This is a genomic window from Paenarthrobacter sp. NPDC089675, from assembly GCF_044749185.1.
Taxonomy (GTDB): Bacteria; Actinomycetota; Actinomycetes; order Actinomycetales; family Micrococcaceae; genus Arthrobacter.
Genome location: NZ_JBIVHM010000008.1, coordinates 59,798 through 74,130 on the forward strand (window position 1 = coordinate 59,798; position 14,333 = coordinate 74,130).

The following is a 14,333-nucleotide window of genomic DNA, read 5'->3' on the forward strand; positions in this document are numbered from 1 at the left end:
CAGAGGAGAAGAGGTGGCAGTAAAGCAGAAGGAGCGTGTCGTCGTCGAGGGCCACGAGCTGACCCTCACCAACCTGGGCAAAATCATCTACCCGGAGACCGGCACCACCAAGGCTGAAGTCCTGGCCTACTACGCCGCGGTTGCCCCGTTCCTCATACCCGCGGCAGCCAACCGGCCCGTGACCCGCAAGCGTTGGGTCAACGGCGTGGGCACCTCCGCGAACCCAGGCGAGGTGTTCTTCCAGAAGAACCTCGAGGACTCCGCACCGAGGTGGATCCCGCGGGCCACTATCCACCATTCGGACCACACCAACGACTACCCCATGGTCAACAACCTCGCCACGCTGACGTGGATGGCACAGATTGCTTCGCTGGAAATTCACGTCCCGCAGTGGCAAGTGGATCCGTCCGGCACTCCACTGCGACCGGACCGCTTCGTCCTGGATCTGGATCCCGGCCCGGGCGCCGGCCTCCCCGAATGCGTTGAGGTGGCCCTCCTGGCACGGTCAATCCTGCATGACATGGGCATGGAGCCGGTTCCCGTCACGAGCGGCAGCAAAGGCATCCACCTCTACACCGGGCTGGACGGGACACTCAAGTCCGAGCAGGTTTCCGCGTTCGCGCACGAGCTTGCCCGCGCCCTCGAAGCGGATCATCCGGAACTCGTTGTCAGCGACATGAAGAAGTCCCTGCGCAAGGGCAAAGTGCTGGTCGACTGGAGCCAGAACAGCGGCAACAAGACCACCATCGTCCCGTACTCGCTCCGCGGAAAGGCGCACCCCATGGTCGCAGCGCCCAGGACGTGGGCTGAACTTGAGGACCCGGATCTGGACCATCTGGACTTTACCGAGGTCATGGAGCGAGTCAGCACAGGCGAGGACTTCTTTGCACCCATCTCGGGCAGGCACCTCCCGCCCCACGCAGAAGACAACGACGGCGGGACTTCCGGAGTCGGTAAAGGGCCGCCGAAGGCGGGTGGTCGGGAAAAGGCCACGGTGGAGGGGCGCCTGGCCAAGTACGTGGGAATGCGCGATCCGGACAAGACGCCGGAACCGTTCCCGTCGTCGTCCGTTCCCTCCGTCGGGCGGACGCCCGGTGGCTCGTCCGATCAGCCCAGGCCGGGCGACCCCCAGCCACCGGGTGGCATCTTTGTCATCCAGGAACATCACGCCCGCCGCTATCACCTGGACTTTCGCTTGGAACACGACGGCGTCCTCGTCTCCTGGGCGCTACCCCGCGGGGTACCGGAGACACCGGACCGTAACAACCTGGCCGTCCACACCGAGGACCACCCCATGGACTACGCCAACTTCGCCGGAGTGATCCCCAAGGGCGAGTACGGCGGCGGCACGGTGACCATCTGGGACCGCGGCGAGTACACGTGCGAGAAGTGGCGCGAAGGCAAGGAAGTCATCGCCACACTCACGGGTGAGCCCGGCGGCGGCTTGGGCGGAACCAAGCGCTTTGCCCTGATCAACACAGGCGACCGCTGGCTGATCCACTTGATGAAGGAGCAGCCCGACCGAAAGGGACCGTCGGCGAAGCCCGCCGCGGCCGCACGCAAGCCCGCGCCCGCCGTCGAGCCTGGACCCATGCCGGACTACGCACCGATGCTGGCATCCTCGGGAACCACGGCCGAACTGACCGGCAGCGACTGGCTCTATGAACTCAAATGGGACGGCATCCGCGCCATCATTACCGGCACCGAAGGCAAGATCCGCCTCATGAGCCGCAATGGCAACGACCTCACAGCCACCTACCCCGAACTGACCGAACGCGCCTGCTGGCCCGACGCCGACTTTGTGGCCGACGGCGAGATCGTGGCGCTCGGCAAAGGGTCCCGGCCTGATTTCGGCAGGCTCCAACAGCGCATGAACCTGGTCAAGACCGCGGACATCGAACGCGCCCGGGCCTCGGTTCCGGTACAGCTGATCCTTTTTGATTTGTTGTACGACGCCGGTACGGACTTGAGCGGGCTGCCTTACCGCCTGCGCCGGGACCGGTTGCAGGAGTTCGCGGGACGACTGGATACTGGCTGCCCCCTGCATTTGTCCGAGGTCCTGGACCACAACGTCGAGGACCTTTTGACCGTGGCGGGTGAGTTGGGGCTCGAAGGCGTGATGGCCAAGAAGGCGGACAGCCGATACACGCCGGGGCGCCGGAGCCGTTCGTGGATCAAACTCAAGCTGGAGCGAAGCCAGGAAGTGGTGATCGGAGGTTGGCGTCCGGGAGCGGGAGCGCGCAGCGGCACCTTCGGATCCCTGCTGCTTGGTATTCCCGACGGCGAAAAGCTGCGGTACGTGGGCCGCGTTGGCACGGGTTTCAAGGACTGGCAGCTGAAGGAGATCCTGGCTGTTTTGGAGTCGCACGCGGTAACGGAATCCCCCTTCAGCGAAATACCCCGGGAGGATTCGGCCGGTGCACGGTGGGTGGAGCCGGAGCTGGTGGCCGAGGTGACCTTCGGCGAGTGGACCGGGCCCGGACGTTTGCGCCACCCGGTGTGGCGGGGTTGGCGGCCGGACAAGTCCCCTTCCGACGTCAGCCTGCCCGACTAGGGGACAGCTAACGTTCCACTACGCGCTCAGTGGAACGTGTGCTGTCCCCTGGTTGGGCAGGCCGGGGTTTGGTCAGGAGGAGTGCGGCATCTGGGGCCGGCTGGTCCGGTGTACGGCCGTGACCGCAGCTCCCTGGCCAGCCCGTCCGTGGGCTTGGTCCCGGTCTTTCGGATGACGGCGCTTGCCGTTGCCGTCCGGCCATTGCTGGCCTTGGTCTGTTCCCAGGGCCATTGCAAGGTTGGCGGGCTCCGGCATCGGAGCCATGTCCATGGACTCCAGGAGATGGCTTGCCACCTCGGGGTTAATGCCTGCGGCGTCATGGTTGGTGGTCATGGTTCTTCCTTTCTTCAGTGAAACGAAGCGCTTCTAATTTTAGGCCTACCAGCGGACCTTTTTCATGGTTTTTGCCTGCTTTCCACTGGCATGCGTGGGCTTGTGGCCCTTGCCGGTGCTTTGCCAGCCACCGGGAGCGCCACCCCCGGATTTGCTCGCCAGCATGGCCCTCTGGGCATCGGTCAATTTGGACTTGATGCCGCCTTGGCCAGCTTGGATGTTCTGGTCAGCTTGGTTGTTGTCAGGCGTATTGGCAGTCACTGGTGGACTCCTTCAGAGTGTCGGTGAAGTCCTGAAGAGACACGGGAACCACGGCGTCCCATGCAGTTACGCAGGCAACTGTGCAGTCATGCAGACAGGGGCGGAACCACAGGAACCGCGGGCGACGACGGGAACGGCATGGAGGCAGGGCCTCAACAGGCGTGGATTCTTGTCAGGTAAAACGGGCTGCGCCAACAAAAGCGCAGGCCGGTCTACTCAAAAATCAGTGTTCCCATGCGTCACACCATAACCAGGAACAGCAGTCTTTGGAAACCCTTTCCGTGCGTCCATCTTCAAAGGGCGGCTTGTTAGCATGGCTCCATGTCCCCGGATTCCGCGATCGTGCACGCACTTCGGGCGGCAGGCTGCGTGTTCGCGGAGGAGGAAGCAGCCCTGCTGATGGAGGCGGCCGGAAGCCTTGAAGAGCTGGACGTCATGGTGCGCCGACGGGCCGGTGGACTCCCCTTGGAGCACCTACTTGGATGGGTGGAATTCTGCGGGACCCGGATGGCCATTGAACCAGGAGTCTTTGTTCCACGACGCCGTACGGAGTTCCTCGTGGAGCAGGCGGCCCGGATGATGGCCGAACGCGGCAACCCGGCCGCCGTCGTCGTCGATTTATGCTGCGGTTCCGGCGCAATCGGTGCGGCGCTCAGCGACGTCCTCTCCGGTTGCGAACTGTACGCGGCCGATATTGATCCCGTAGCCGTGAAGTGCGCCCGGCGGAACATCGAACCCCGCGGTGGCCAGGTTTTCCAAGGCGACCTTTTTGAGCCGCTCCCCCGCGGGCTGATGGGAAGGGTCGACGTCCTCCTGGTCAATGCCCCTTACGTCCCCACCGACGCGATCAGCATGATGCCGCCGGAAGCGCGGCTCCATGAACCACTGGCAGCGCTCGACGGCGGTGCTGACGGTTTGGATGTGCAGCGTCGGGTCGCCATGGACTCAACAGAGTGGTTGGCGCTGAATGGCGTCCTGCTGATTGAGACCTCGAAAGTGCAGGCCAGCACGACCGCGGGGCTTCTGGCGCGAGCCGGGTTGACTGCGGACGTGGTGACGGACGCAGATCTTGATGCCACACTGGTGATCGGTTCCCCAAGGGACCACTGAACCGCCGGCTTTCGAGGATCCAAAGTAGCAGCGAAGGCCGCACCACTTCGGGTGACGGCCTTCGCTGCTTCAGTTGATGCAATCAGTCTCTTGGGAATACGCACATCAGGATCTTTGATGGCATTAGTACACCACGCGCACCCTGAAAAGGCGTGTCAGTTGACGTCCCACCCTGCCGTCTTCGCCGCCTCCAATTCGGCAAATTTGGCGGTCATTGTCGAGTTACCCCGTGTGAGCTTCCTAATGGTGAGATCGTCGGCTTTGGCGTTCGCACGCCGCAGGTTGTCGGCAGACTTCTGCAGCGCCACTTTCGTCTTTTCCAAGTCCTTGATCGCTTCGTCGATACGCTTGATCGCCTCCACGAAGCCGTCGGAGGCGAGCCTCCAGTTCCGACCGAACGCGTCCTTGAAATCGCTGATCTGCTGTTCAAAATTCGTGATGTCCAAGTTCTGCGCCTTGACCATGGCCAGCTCGGTCTTGTATTCGAGCGAATTCATCGCGGCATTCCGCAGCAGCGCGATCAACTGGATGAAGAACTGCGGCCGGATGACGTACATCTTCGGATAGCGGTGAGAGACATCGACGATCCCGGTGTTGTAGAGCTCGCTATCAGGCTCGAGCAGAGAGACCAGCACGGCGTACTCGCACCCCTTCTCCGTGCGATCCTTATCCAGCTCTTTCAGGAAGTCTTCGTTCTTGTGTTTGGTCGCGGTTCCGTCGTTCTCGTTCTTCATCTCAAACATGATCGACACAATCTCAGTACCGACACTATCGAAGTCGCGGAAGATGTAATCACCCTTGCTCCCGGCCCGCGCATCGTTGTCCTTCTCGAAATAGGCAAGGGGAAAGGCTGTGGCGCGGATGCGGTTGAACTCGGTCTCGCAGTGCTGCTCAAGAGTTTCGCCGACCATCTTGGTAGACAGCTTCGCTTTCAAGTCCCGCAGCCGCTCGATCTGTTCTTCACGGTCCTTGATCTGGGTTTCGTATTTGTCTTTCAGAGCCTTCTCACCGAGCTGCTTCTCGAGATCGGCCCGATCAAGGCTGCTCTTGAGTTTGTCCCGCTCCTTTTCGACCGTGTTGACTGCTTCGGAGATCTCAAGCTTCTGCGCGGTTTCGATGGCTTCGAGCTTCGCCTTGAGGTCCTGGATTGCGGAGTCTTTCTCCGATGCAGTCTTCTGAAGTTCGTTAGCGAGCTTCGCCTCGGCCAGTTCAGCTGATGCCTGTTTCTCCTGCTTCGCCTGTTCGAGCTCCTTCATGAGCCCATCGCGCTCCTTCTCGACGGCACTAAGCGCCTCTGTTACGGCGAGCTTCTGTGCGACCTCAACAGCATCGAGCTTCGACTTCAGCTCCTGGATCTCAGCATCCTTGGCCGATGCAGCCTTCTGAAGTTCACCGGCGGACTTCGTCGCCGCGAGCTCGAGAGCCGCGGCCTTGTCCCGTTCTGCCAGTTCTAGCCGTTCGTTGAGCTGCTGTTCGAACTCAGCATCGCGAACCTGCTTGGCGATGTCGGCGTAGCCGGCTTCGTCGATAGTAAATGTCTGTCCGCAGTGCGGGCACTTGATGTCATGCATGTCTGGAACCTCAAATCAGGCTAGGTCGGCCCTGAACGGCCGCACTGGTGGACCCTCCGTTTTTCAGAGGGAGAAGGACTCTCGAGATACGCGGAAACCAGGCCCCCAATGCATGGTTTCCGCGGCAGTCACAACTCCGGAGACTTCCCTCGTTGTTTGAGAATGAAGCTACGGCAATGCAAAAGCGTTGAAATCAAAGATGTTGATAACCCCCCTTATCACCATTCGCTGTCCGCGAACTAGAACGCGATACTAAGCTGAGATCAACGACGAAAGGAGACGCTCATGGACCAAACAGAAGCCATGCATATGACCCTCTCGGACGTTGCCGCCCTCGCCCAGGTACAGCGCCCAGTGGTGTCCATGTGGCGCAAACGCAGCGCAAGATCCGTCCACCCGTTTCCGCAGCCTGTAGAGCACGACGGCGGGTTGGAGCTCTTCGACTCCGCCCACGTCGCCGCTTGGCTGACCGACACTGGACGGGGCAACAACCCCGAGGCTGCCAACGACGTCGCCGCCTTCACCCGAATGCCTGTAACGACCACCGACGGCGTCCAGGTAAATACCTTCGACACCCTCACGGCTCTGCTGGTGCTTAAGGCGATTACTGGCAACTCGTTGGCACAACTGAGCCGGGAGGACTTGCTGGATGCTGCAGACGAGTGCGATCCGGATGACACATTCCTGTATTCCGAAATCGAAGCCGCGGGGACGTCGCTTGCCTCCACTGCGGCATTGGCCGACCGGCTGACGGACAGTGCCTACAACGTTGCAGCGGCCTTCGAGCGTTTGCTGGCTGGGAGGTTCCGCGAGGGGCCGAAAGAGTACTCGGCCACTGCCCTCACCGACTCTGCTGTGGAGTTGGTGGCCGCTGCCGCCGTTGAACTGGCCGCAACTCTTGGCGGAAACTCCGTCTTTGCTGATTCCTCAAGAGGCGGTAGCGATCTTCTGCTGGGCGTCGTCCATGCCGCCGGAGAAGCAGCGCCGGTCACGTTTCTGACAGCGGACGACGACGGCGCTTCAGGTCGCCTGGTGCGGCGCCGACTGCGGGTGCACGGTGTGGACTGCGGGCAGATCCATCTCGATCCGAGCGGGGAGTTCGCCGTTCAAGGACCTGTAGTTCACGTGGCTCAGTACCCTTCTCCAGGTGAATCCGGAATGAACGGAGCACAGATCCTTGAGACAATGGAACAGCTTCTCCTGCAGATGGATGATCAACAGCGGGCTGTCATCATCGCCCCAGCACGGGTTCTCTGCGATCCCCCGATGGACGTCGGCCTAGCGGCGCTCCGTGGAGATTTGCTGCGAATCGGGCGGGTCCGCGCCATTGTGCGGTTGCCCCAAGGCCTGCTGCGCGCCAAACCCCGCGAAGCTCAAGCCCTCTGGGTGATGGGTCCCTCTCTAGCTGACAATCCCAGTGCTGGACGCTGGACCATGGTGGCGGACGTCAGCACTCAAGATCTCACTGAAGACGTGAAGCAGGATTTGGTCAGCGACATTATTGCCTCGATGGGGACCGGCGCTATGGTCCGCGCCCATGCGTTACGATTCGCTCGACTGATGCCAACCCAGCAGCTGCTGGCCAGCAAGTCCTTGGTGCCAGCGCCGCCCTATAGTTCGGTTGGAATGCCAACTGGCGCGGAGGCAGCACTCCGGGTAGAGGAACTGGGACGTCTGCTGCATTCCGGTGCATCGCCTGCTCCGCAGGTCGTGACCACACATAACAACATGGTGAATCAGGCTGCTTCCATCCAGAGACTCATCACCTACGGCACCCTCAAGCACATCAAGGGAAACCGGTTGGCGGAGGCAGACTTGAATCCGCAGAAGGGAGCCCGGGCCTTGGGCCCGGCGGAACTGCTTGACCCGCACAACGCACCGCACCGGTACATCGGCCTCCTGGATCTGGCAGCCAACTATCCTGCAAGCCGGCTCACTCAGCCCGGCGACATCGTCTTCTGCACTAGCCCTCGGCCCGCCGCCGTGGTAGACACCCACGGTGGTTCCGTCGTCATATTCCCGGCGAAGATACTACGGGTCAAGGCCGGCGACCCGGGCGGGCTGTTGCCGTCCGTCGTTGCATCGGACATCAACAGCCTTTCCCCAACGGACAAAGCCTGGCGCCGGTGGCGCCTGCGTCGCGTACCTGAGGCCCAGCTGAGAAATCTGGGCGATGCTCTTGCCCGGCTGCAGCACGAGCAGGAACAAGCCCGACAACGACTCAGGCAACTCCAAGAAGTCGCTACGCTGATTACGGACGGCGTGGCGAGCGGAAGCCTCACTCTGATAGATCCAAGCACTAATCTCGCCGACCCACAGACCAAAGGAACCCAGTAATGCCCCCGAAATTGAAGGTGGACCTCGCCCCGTCCACCATGAAGGAACTCAAGGACACCCTCTGGAAAGCCGCGGACAAACTGCGCGGCTCCATGGATGCCTCACAGTACAAGGACGTGATCCTGGGTTTGGTGTTCCTGAAGTACGTCTCCGACGCTTTCGACGAACGCCGTGAACAGATCCAAGCCGAACTGGAGGCCGACGGTCTCAACGAGGACCAGATTGCTCAGCTGATTGACGACGTCGACGAGTACACCGGCCGCGGCGTCTTCTGGGTGGCGCCTCGGGCACGTTGGAGCTATCTGGCAGAGAACGCCAAGGGCCTTCCTGCAGCCATGGGCGAGCACCCCAAGTTAGTGGGCCAGCTCATTGACGAGGCCATGGACATGATCATGATGGACAACAAGTCCCTTGCCGCCACGCTCCCCCGCATCTACAACAGAGACAACGTGGACCAGCGTCGCCTGGGTGAGTTGCTGGACCTGTTCAACTCCGCACGGTTCACGGGCCAGGGCGCCAGCAAGGCCCGGGACTTGCTAGGTGAGGTCTACGAGTACTTCCTCGAAAAATTCGCCAAGGCCGAGGGCAAGCGAGGCGGCGAGTTCTACACGCCCGCCGGTGTGGTCCGCGTCCTGGTGGAGGTTCTGGAACCCCACCGCGGGCGAGTGTATGACCCCTGCTGTGGGTCCGGCGGCATGTTCGTGCAAGCCGAGAAGTTCCTCGAGGCGCACAACATGGAAGGCTCCGACATCTCCGTCTACGGCCAGGAGCTCAACGAGCGCACCTGGCGGATGGCGAAGATGAACCTGGCCATCCACGGCCTCAACGCCAACCTAGCTTCCCGCTGGGGCGACACGTTCGCCCGCGACCAGCACCCCGAGCTGACCGGCAACAACGGCGCGGACTTCATCATGGCCAACCCGCCCTTCAACATCAAGGACTGGGCTCGACTTGAGTCGGACCCACGCTGGAAGTATGGCGTCCCGCCAGCCGGAAACGCCAACTATGCCTGGATCCAGCACATCATTTCCAAGCTGGCACCCGGCGGCAGCGCAGGCGTGGTCATGGCCAACGGGTCCATGTCCTCCAACTCCGGCGGCGAAGGTGAGATCCGCGCCCAGCTGGTGGAGGCCGACCTCGTCTCCTGCATGGTGGCCCTGCCCACGCAGCTATTCCGCAGCACCGGCATCCCTGTATGTACGTGGTTCTTCGCCAAGGACAAGACGGCCGGCCCCCGCGGCTCGGTAGATCGAACCGGGCAAGTGCTATTTATCGACGCTCGGAACCTCGGCCACATGGTGGACCGAGCCGAGCGAGCACTGTCGGATGAGGACATTGCCAAGATCGCCAACACCTACCACGCGTGGCGTGGCACGGCTTCGGCGATTGAGGCCGGGTTGACGTACGACGACGAAGCAGGCTTTTGCTATTCAGCTTCACTTGCCGAGATCAAGGCCGCGGACTATGCACTGACGCCTGGACGATACGTTGGTGCGGCCGAGGTGGAGGACGACGGCGAACCGATCGAGGAGAAGATCGCACGGCTTTCCAAGGAGCTGTTTGAACAATTCGAAGAGTCCGAGCGGCTGGCGGCTGTTGTGCGTGAGCAGTTGGGGAGGGTTTCGTGAGCACGCCGGAAGGCTGGCAGGTTCAACCGCTTTCAGAAGTGGTATCCATACAAAGGGGATTCGACCTCCCCCATCACGCCCGTCGTCCCGGTCCATTCCCGGTGCTCACGTCGGGAGAGACCGGCGGATTCCATGACGAAGGACCCGTTAGGGGCCCAGGAGTCACGATCGGACGGGCAACGAATCTCGGTCAGCCGAAGTGGTCGGAGGGTGACTTCTGGCCACACAACACCACCATGTTTGTGAAGGACTTTAAGGGTAACTTGCCCCGGTGGGTATTCCACTACTTTGAAAACACGGATCTTGCTGGCTACGACTCTGGTTCTGTTCAACCGATGTTGAACAGAAACTATATTGCGCAGGTGCCTGTTCTCGTGCCACCGTTCGACGAGCAGCAGGCAATCGCGGAGGTTCTGGGCGCCCTCGACAACAAGATCGCCGCCAACACCAAACTGGCTACCTCCATTGCTGAGCTGGCAACTATTCACTTCTCCCACGTAAATCAGGATGCAGATCAGACGGTTCTTCTGTCCAAGTTGGTTGCGACGCAGTACGGGGTAACGACATCAGCGCACGCAGAGCCCGGCCCTAGGTTTCTCCGAGTCACGGATATTAATAAGAAACCTTGGATCGAATGGGATAGCACCCCGAACTGCACTGTCAGCCACGCGGAGTTAGCCAAGTACCGTGTATCGCCCGGGGATATATTGGTCGCCCGTATGGCAGATCCAGGCAAGGCAGCCTTTATCGATTCCGGTGACCCTGAAGCAGTCTTCGCGTCTTATCTCGTTCGCCTCAAGCCGCACGATCCCGTCCAAGCCCTGTATCTCTACTACTTCCTGAGGTCGCCGCAGTATCTCGAATACGCCGAGGGAGCAATGACAGGCTCCGTGCAGAAGAACATGAACGCGAAAGTGATCGTTGCGACTGATGTTGCACTTCCTGGGCACGACGTCCTCGTTGGATTCAATGAAACCGTCGAACCGTTACGAGCGCTTATTCAGTCGCATCTCAACGAGAACCGTAAACTCACCGCCACCCGCGACGCTCTCCTCCCACAACTCATGTCCGGCAAGCTGAGAGTCAAGGACGCGGAGAAGGTGCTGGAAGACGTGGGGGTGTGAGCTTCGACGCGCCAGCCCGTCCAGCGACTCCGACCTAAAGCAGGATTTGCACACAATCTCAGAATGAATTCGGTCCAATAGGGGGGAACAACCGTGACAGCAGGAACACCAGCAGTAGCCTTTTCCGAAGCCGACTGGGAGGGTATGGCCGTTGAGCTTCTGGCCGAGCCGCTCGGCTGGCAGCCCTTGCCTGGACAAGATATTGCTCCCGGTACGGGCCAGCGCGAGACATGGGATGAACTGCTGATCCGGCCCAAGCTGCTTGGCGCGCTTCGGAAGTTTAACCCGAAGGTGCCCGCCGAGTACCTGCAGCAAGCACTCGCCGAGATCGCCTCTCCGGAATCGAACGACGCTATCGCCGAAAACCACCGTATCCACAACTACCTCGTGAACGGGTATCGGCTCAGTTACATCGACTCGGACGGTAGCGAAGTCAATCCCACTATCCACCTGCTGAGCCAGGACCCTGATCAGAACGACTGGCTCGTCGTCAACCAAGTTACTTTGGTCCAAGGCGACTACAAGCGCCGCTTCGACGTCGTTCTCTACTGCAACGGCATGCCGGTAAGTGTCATTGAACTGAAGAAGGCAGGCAGCGCCACAGCTGACGTGGCGGCGGCGCATGCGCAGCTACAGACGTATCTTCGGGAGTTTCCCATGGCGTTCCGTTTCTGCGTGTTCACGCTCGCATCAGACGGAATCCAAGCAAAGTACGGAACTCCGTTCACTCCACTCAATCACTTCTCACCTTGGAATGTGGACGATGATGGTCGGCCGGTCGCACCTGGCTACATGGAGGCCGGCGTCGCTGTCACGGCGCTGGAAACCGCCCTTTACGGCCTATATAACCAAGAACGTTTTCTGCAGTTGGTCCGTAATTTCACTGCCTTCGACGGTGGTCCGGAAGGGTTACTAAAGCGCATCGCGAAGCCGCACCAGTACTTCGCGGTCACCAAAGCCGTCGGCAGCACCGTTCAAGCAGTGGAAAGCAACGGCAAAGCGGGAGTCGTCTGGCATACGCAAGGATCCGGCAAGTCAATGGAGATGGAGCTCTATGCCAACCTGGTGGCACGGCATCCGAAGTTGAAAAACCCAACGGTCGTGGTGATCACGGACCGGAACGAGCTCGATGGCCAGTTGTTCGAGGGCTTTGATAGGAGCATGCTGCTGGCCGAGTCGCCGAAGCAGATCCGGAAGCGCTCCGAACTGCGGGAGGAACTGAGCAACCGAGCGACTGGCGGTATCTACTTCACTACCCTGCAAAAGTTTGGCCGCAGCAAAGCCGAAAAAGATGCCGGCGCCGAACACCCGCTGCTGTCCAACCGGCGCAACATCATTGTGGTGGTGGACGAGGCGCACCGCTCGCACTACGACGACCTGGACGGATACGCACGGCACCTGCGGGACGCACTCCCGCACGCGACGTTAATCGCCTTCACCGGCACGCCCATCTCTTTTGCTGACCGGAACACCCAGGAAGTCTTCGGCGATTACATCGACGTCTACGACCTCACCCGGGCGGTTGAGGACGGCGCCACGGTGCCGGTGTACTTTGAGCCGCGACTCATCAAGGTGGGACTGGCGTCCGACGTGACGGAAGAGGTCCTTGACCAAGCCGCCGACGAAGCCACTCTCGGCCTCGACGATACAGAACGGGCCCGACTCGAGGCGAGCGTCGCCGTCGTGAACGCCGTGTACGGTGCGCCGCAGCGTATCGCTGCGTTGGCGGAAGACTTGGTGGCGCATTGGGAGAACCGTCGCGAACGCATGCGCAAGTTCATTGAAGCGCCAGGCAAGGCGATGATCGTGGGCGGCACACGTGAAATTTGCGCGAACCTCTACTCGGCCATCGTGGCGCTGAGGCCCGACTGGCATTCGGATGACCTTGCCAAGGGAAAGATCAAAGTGGTGTACTCCGGTGACGCCACCGATGTTCCCCCGGTCTCCAATCACGTGCGCCGCGACTCGGCGAATGCGACGGTGAAAGAGCGGCTTAAGGACGTTGACGACGAACTGGAGCTCGTCATCGTCAAAGACATGATGCTCACCGGCTATGACTCACCGCCGCTGCACACGCTCTACCTGGACCGGCCCCTGAAGGGTGCGCTGTTGATGCAGACCCTGGCCCGCGTAAACCGCACCTTCCGCGGCAAGCAGGACGGCCTGCTTGTGGCCTACGCGCCTTTGGCGGAAAACCTAACCAAGGCTTTGGGCGAGTACACCAACGACGATCAGGTGAACAAGCCCGTCGGCAAGAACCTAGAAGAAGCCGTTGGGCAGACGGTGCGGCTGGTCGAGGAACTTCGTGGGATGCTCTCCGGATACGACTGGAAATCCGTGTTGATGAAGGGCGGCCCGCGGGCCTTTGTCAGCGCTGCGACGGGCGCTGCCAACTACCTGCGAAGTCCGGAGACACCGGGGAACAAGCCGGCTGAAGGCGAAGAGACTCTGGCCTCAAAGTACCGCCGGTACTCCGGCCAGTTGTCACGAGCGTGGGCGCTGTGTTCCGGCTCGGATACCTTGGCTGAACTTCTGCCCGAAATCCAGGTCTACGAGGAGACGCGGGTCTACATGGCCAAGTTCGACGCCGCAGACCGACAGGCCAGCGGCGAACCTGTGCCGGAGGAGATTCAGCGACTTCTGGGCAACCTCGTGGCGTCCGCAACCTCTTCCGGCGAGGTACTGGACATCTACGAGGCGGCCGGTATGCCGAAGCCCTCGCTGGATGACCTGACGCCGGAATTCATCGCCAAGACCCAGAATGCCCGCAACCCACAGCTGGCAATAGAGGCATTGCGGAAGCTCATCGCTGACGAGTCTGTCGTCGCTACGCGAAACAACGTGATTCGCCAACGGGCCTTCTCAGAACGCATTACTGAGCTTATGCGGAAGTACACCAACCAGCAGCTGACGTCGGCGGAGATCATCGCGGAGTTGGTTGAGTTGGCACGCGAAGTGGCGGCCGAGAGCAACCGAGGCGCTCATTTCAGTCCGCCTCTGAATTCGGACGAGCTGGCTTTCTACGACGCCGTAGCCTCCAACGAGTCTGCCGTGGAGATACAGGGCGAAGGCGTGCTCGCCGATATCGCCCGCGAGCTGCTGTCCGTGATGCGCCGGGACGTACGGACCGATTGGACGGTGCGCGATGACGTCAGGGCCAAACTTCGTTCCTCGATCAAGAGGCTTCTGGTCCGTTTCGGGTACCCGCCGGACAAGCAGCCGGAAGCCATCAAACTAGTGATGGAGCAGATGGAGTCTATGGCTCCTCGATTTGCGGAGGCGCGGCTATAACAGGTCCGGCTGTCCGCTGACGCGCCTTCTGGCCGATACGCTGGGGTTATCAGGCAAGAGCCTGCTGTGCCGTTAACGAACGAAAGACCCGAGCGCAATCGGGTCTTTGTTCAGCGCGGTGCGC

General features: G+C 61.1%; 9 protein-coding genes. 6 read left to right on the forward strand and 3 right to left on the reverse strand.

All coding sequences use genetic code 11. The features are described from left to right. The first annotated feature begins 13 nt into the window (after positions 1–13). The gene (locus ACIPY2_RS16705; RefSeq protein WP_400267511.1) at positions 14–2,554 is read left to right on the forward strand and encodes an ATP-dependent DNA ligase; all 2,541 of its coding nucleotides are present in this window, start codon (positions 14–16) and stop codon (positions 2,552–2,554) included. A gap of 72 nt (positions 2,555–2,626) precedes the next feature. Here the strand turns inward: ACIPY2_RS16705 and ACIPY2_RS16710 are convergent, their stop codons facing one another. Both ACIPY2_RS16710 and ACIPY2_RS16715 read right to left on the reverse strand, forming a co-directional pair. After that, on the reverse strand, positions 2,627–2,887 hold the full coding sequence (locus tag ACIPY2_RS16710; RefSeq protein ID WP_400267512.1) for a hypothetical protein: 261 nt from the start codon (positions 2,885–2,887) through the stop codon (positions 2,627–2,629). Positions 2,888–2,932: 45 nt separating this feature from the next. Next, positions 2,933–3,148 (reverse strand): hypothetical protein, encoded by a 216-nt coding sequence (locus ACIPY2_RS16715; RefSeq protein WP_400267513.1) that lies wholly within the window; start codon positions 3,146–3,148, stop codon positions 2,933–2,935. A gap of 321 nt (positions 3,149–3,469) precedes the next feature. Here ACIPY2_RS16715 and ACIPY2_RS16720 point away from each other — a divergent pair, with 321 nt between their 5' ends. Further along, the gene (locus ACIPY2_RS16720; protein ID WP_400267514.1) at positions 3,470–4,258 is read left to right on the forward strand and encodes a putative protein N(5)-glutamine methyltransferase; all 789 of its coding nucleotides are present in this window, start codon (positions 3,470–3,472) and stop codon (positions 4,256–4,258) included. Between the two features lie 155 nt (positions 4,259–4,413). Here the strand turns inward: ACIPY2_RS16720 and ACIPY2_RS16725 are convergent, their stop codons facing one another. Continuing rightward, the gene (locus tag ACIPY2_RS16725) at positions 4,414–5,829 is read right to left on the reverse strand and encodes a DUF2130 domain-containing protein (protein ID WP_400267515.1); all 1,416 of its coding nucleotides are present in this window, start codon (positions 5,827–5,829) and stop codon (positions 4,414–4,416) included. Between the two features lie 285 nt (positions 5,830–6,114). On the opposite strand from ACIPY2_RS16725, the gene ACIPY2_RS16730 reads away from it, so the two are divergent. From ACIPY2_RS16730 to ACIPY2_RS16745, 4 genes are all read left to right on the forward strand, one after another. Further along, positions 6,115–8,166 (forward strand): hypothetical protein, encoded by a 2,052-nt coding sequence (locus ACIPY2_RS16730; protein WP_400267516.1) that lies wholly within the window; start codon positions 6,115–6,117, stop codon positions 8,164–8,166. Next, positions 8,166–9,794: a type I restriction-modification system subunit M gene (locus ACIPY2_RS16735; RefSeq protein ID WP_400267517.1), complete on the forward strand. Its 1,629-nt coding sequence runs from the start codon at positions 8,166–8,168 to the stop codon at positions 9,792–9,794. Before ACIPY2_RS16730 ends, ACIPY2_RS16735 begins: the two co-directional genes overlap by 1 nt. Then, a complete protein-coding gene (locus ACIPY2_RS16740) occupies positions 9,791–10,918 on the forward strand; it encodes a restriction endonuclease subunit S (protein ID WP_400267518.1) in 1,128 nt (375 codons plus the stop codon). The genes ACIPY2_RS16735 and ACIPY2_RS16740 overlap by 4 nt, the downstream gene beginning before the upstream one ends. 93 nt (positions 10,919–11,011) lie before the next feature. After that, a complete protein-coding gene (locus tag ACIPY2_RS16745) occupies positions 11,012–14,209 on the forward strand; it encodes a type I restriction endonuclease subunit R (RefSeq protein ID WP_400267519.1) in 3,198 nt (1,065 codons plus the stop codon). The last annotated feature ends 124 nt before the right edge of the window (positions 14,210–14,333 follow it).

Excerpts from the sequence above, each read along its gene's own strand:
- ACIPY2_RS16735 (WP_400267517.1), top strand. The coding sequence starts at position 8,166 with ATGCCCCCGAAATTGAAGGTGGACCTCGCCCCGTCCACCATGAAGGAA.
- ACIPY2_RS16720 (WP_400267514.1), top strand. The coding sequence starts at position 3,470 with ATGTCCCCGGATTCCGCGATCGTGCACGCACTTCGGGCGGCAGGCTGC.
- ACIPY2_RS16725 (WP_400267515.1), bottom strand. The coding sequence starts at position 5,829 with ATGCATGACATCAAGTGCCCGCACTGCGGACAGACATTTACTATCGAC.
- ACIPY2_RS16710 (WP_400267512.1), bottom strand. The coding sequence starts at position 2,887 with ATGACCACCAACCATGACGCCGCAGGCATTAACCCCGAGGTGGCAAGC.
- ACIPY2_RS16730 (WP_400267516.1), top strand. The coding sequence starts at position 6,115 with ATGGACCAAACAGAAGCCATGCATATGACCCTCTCGGACGTTGCCGCC.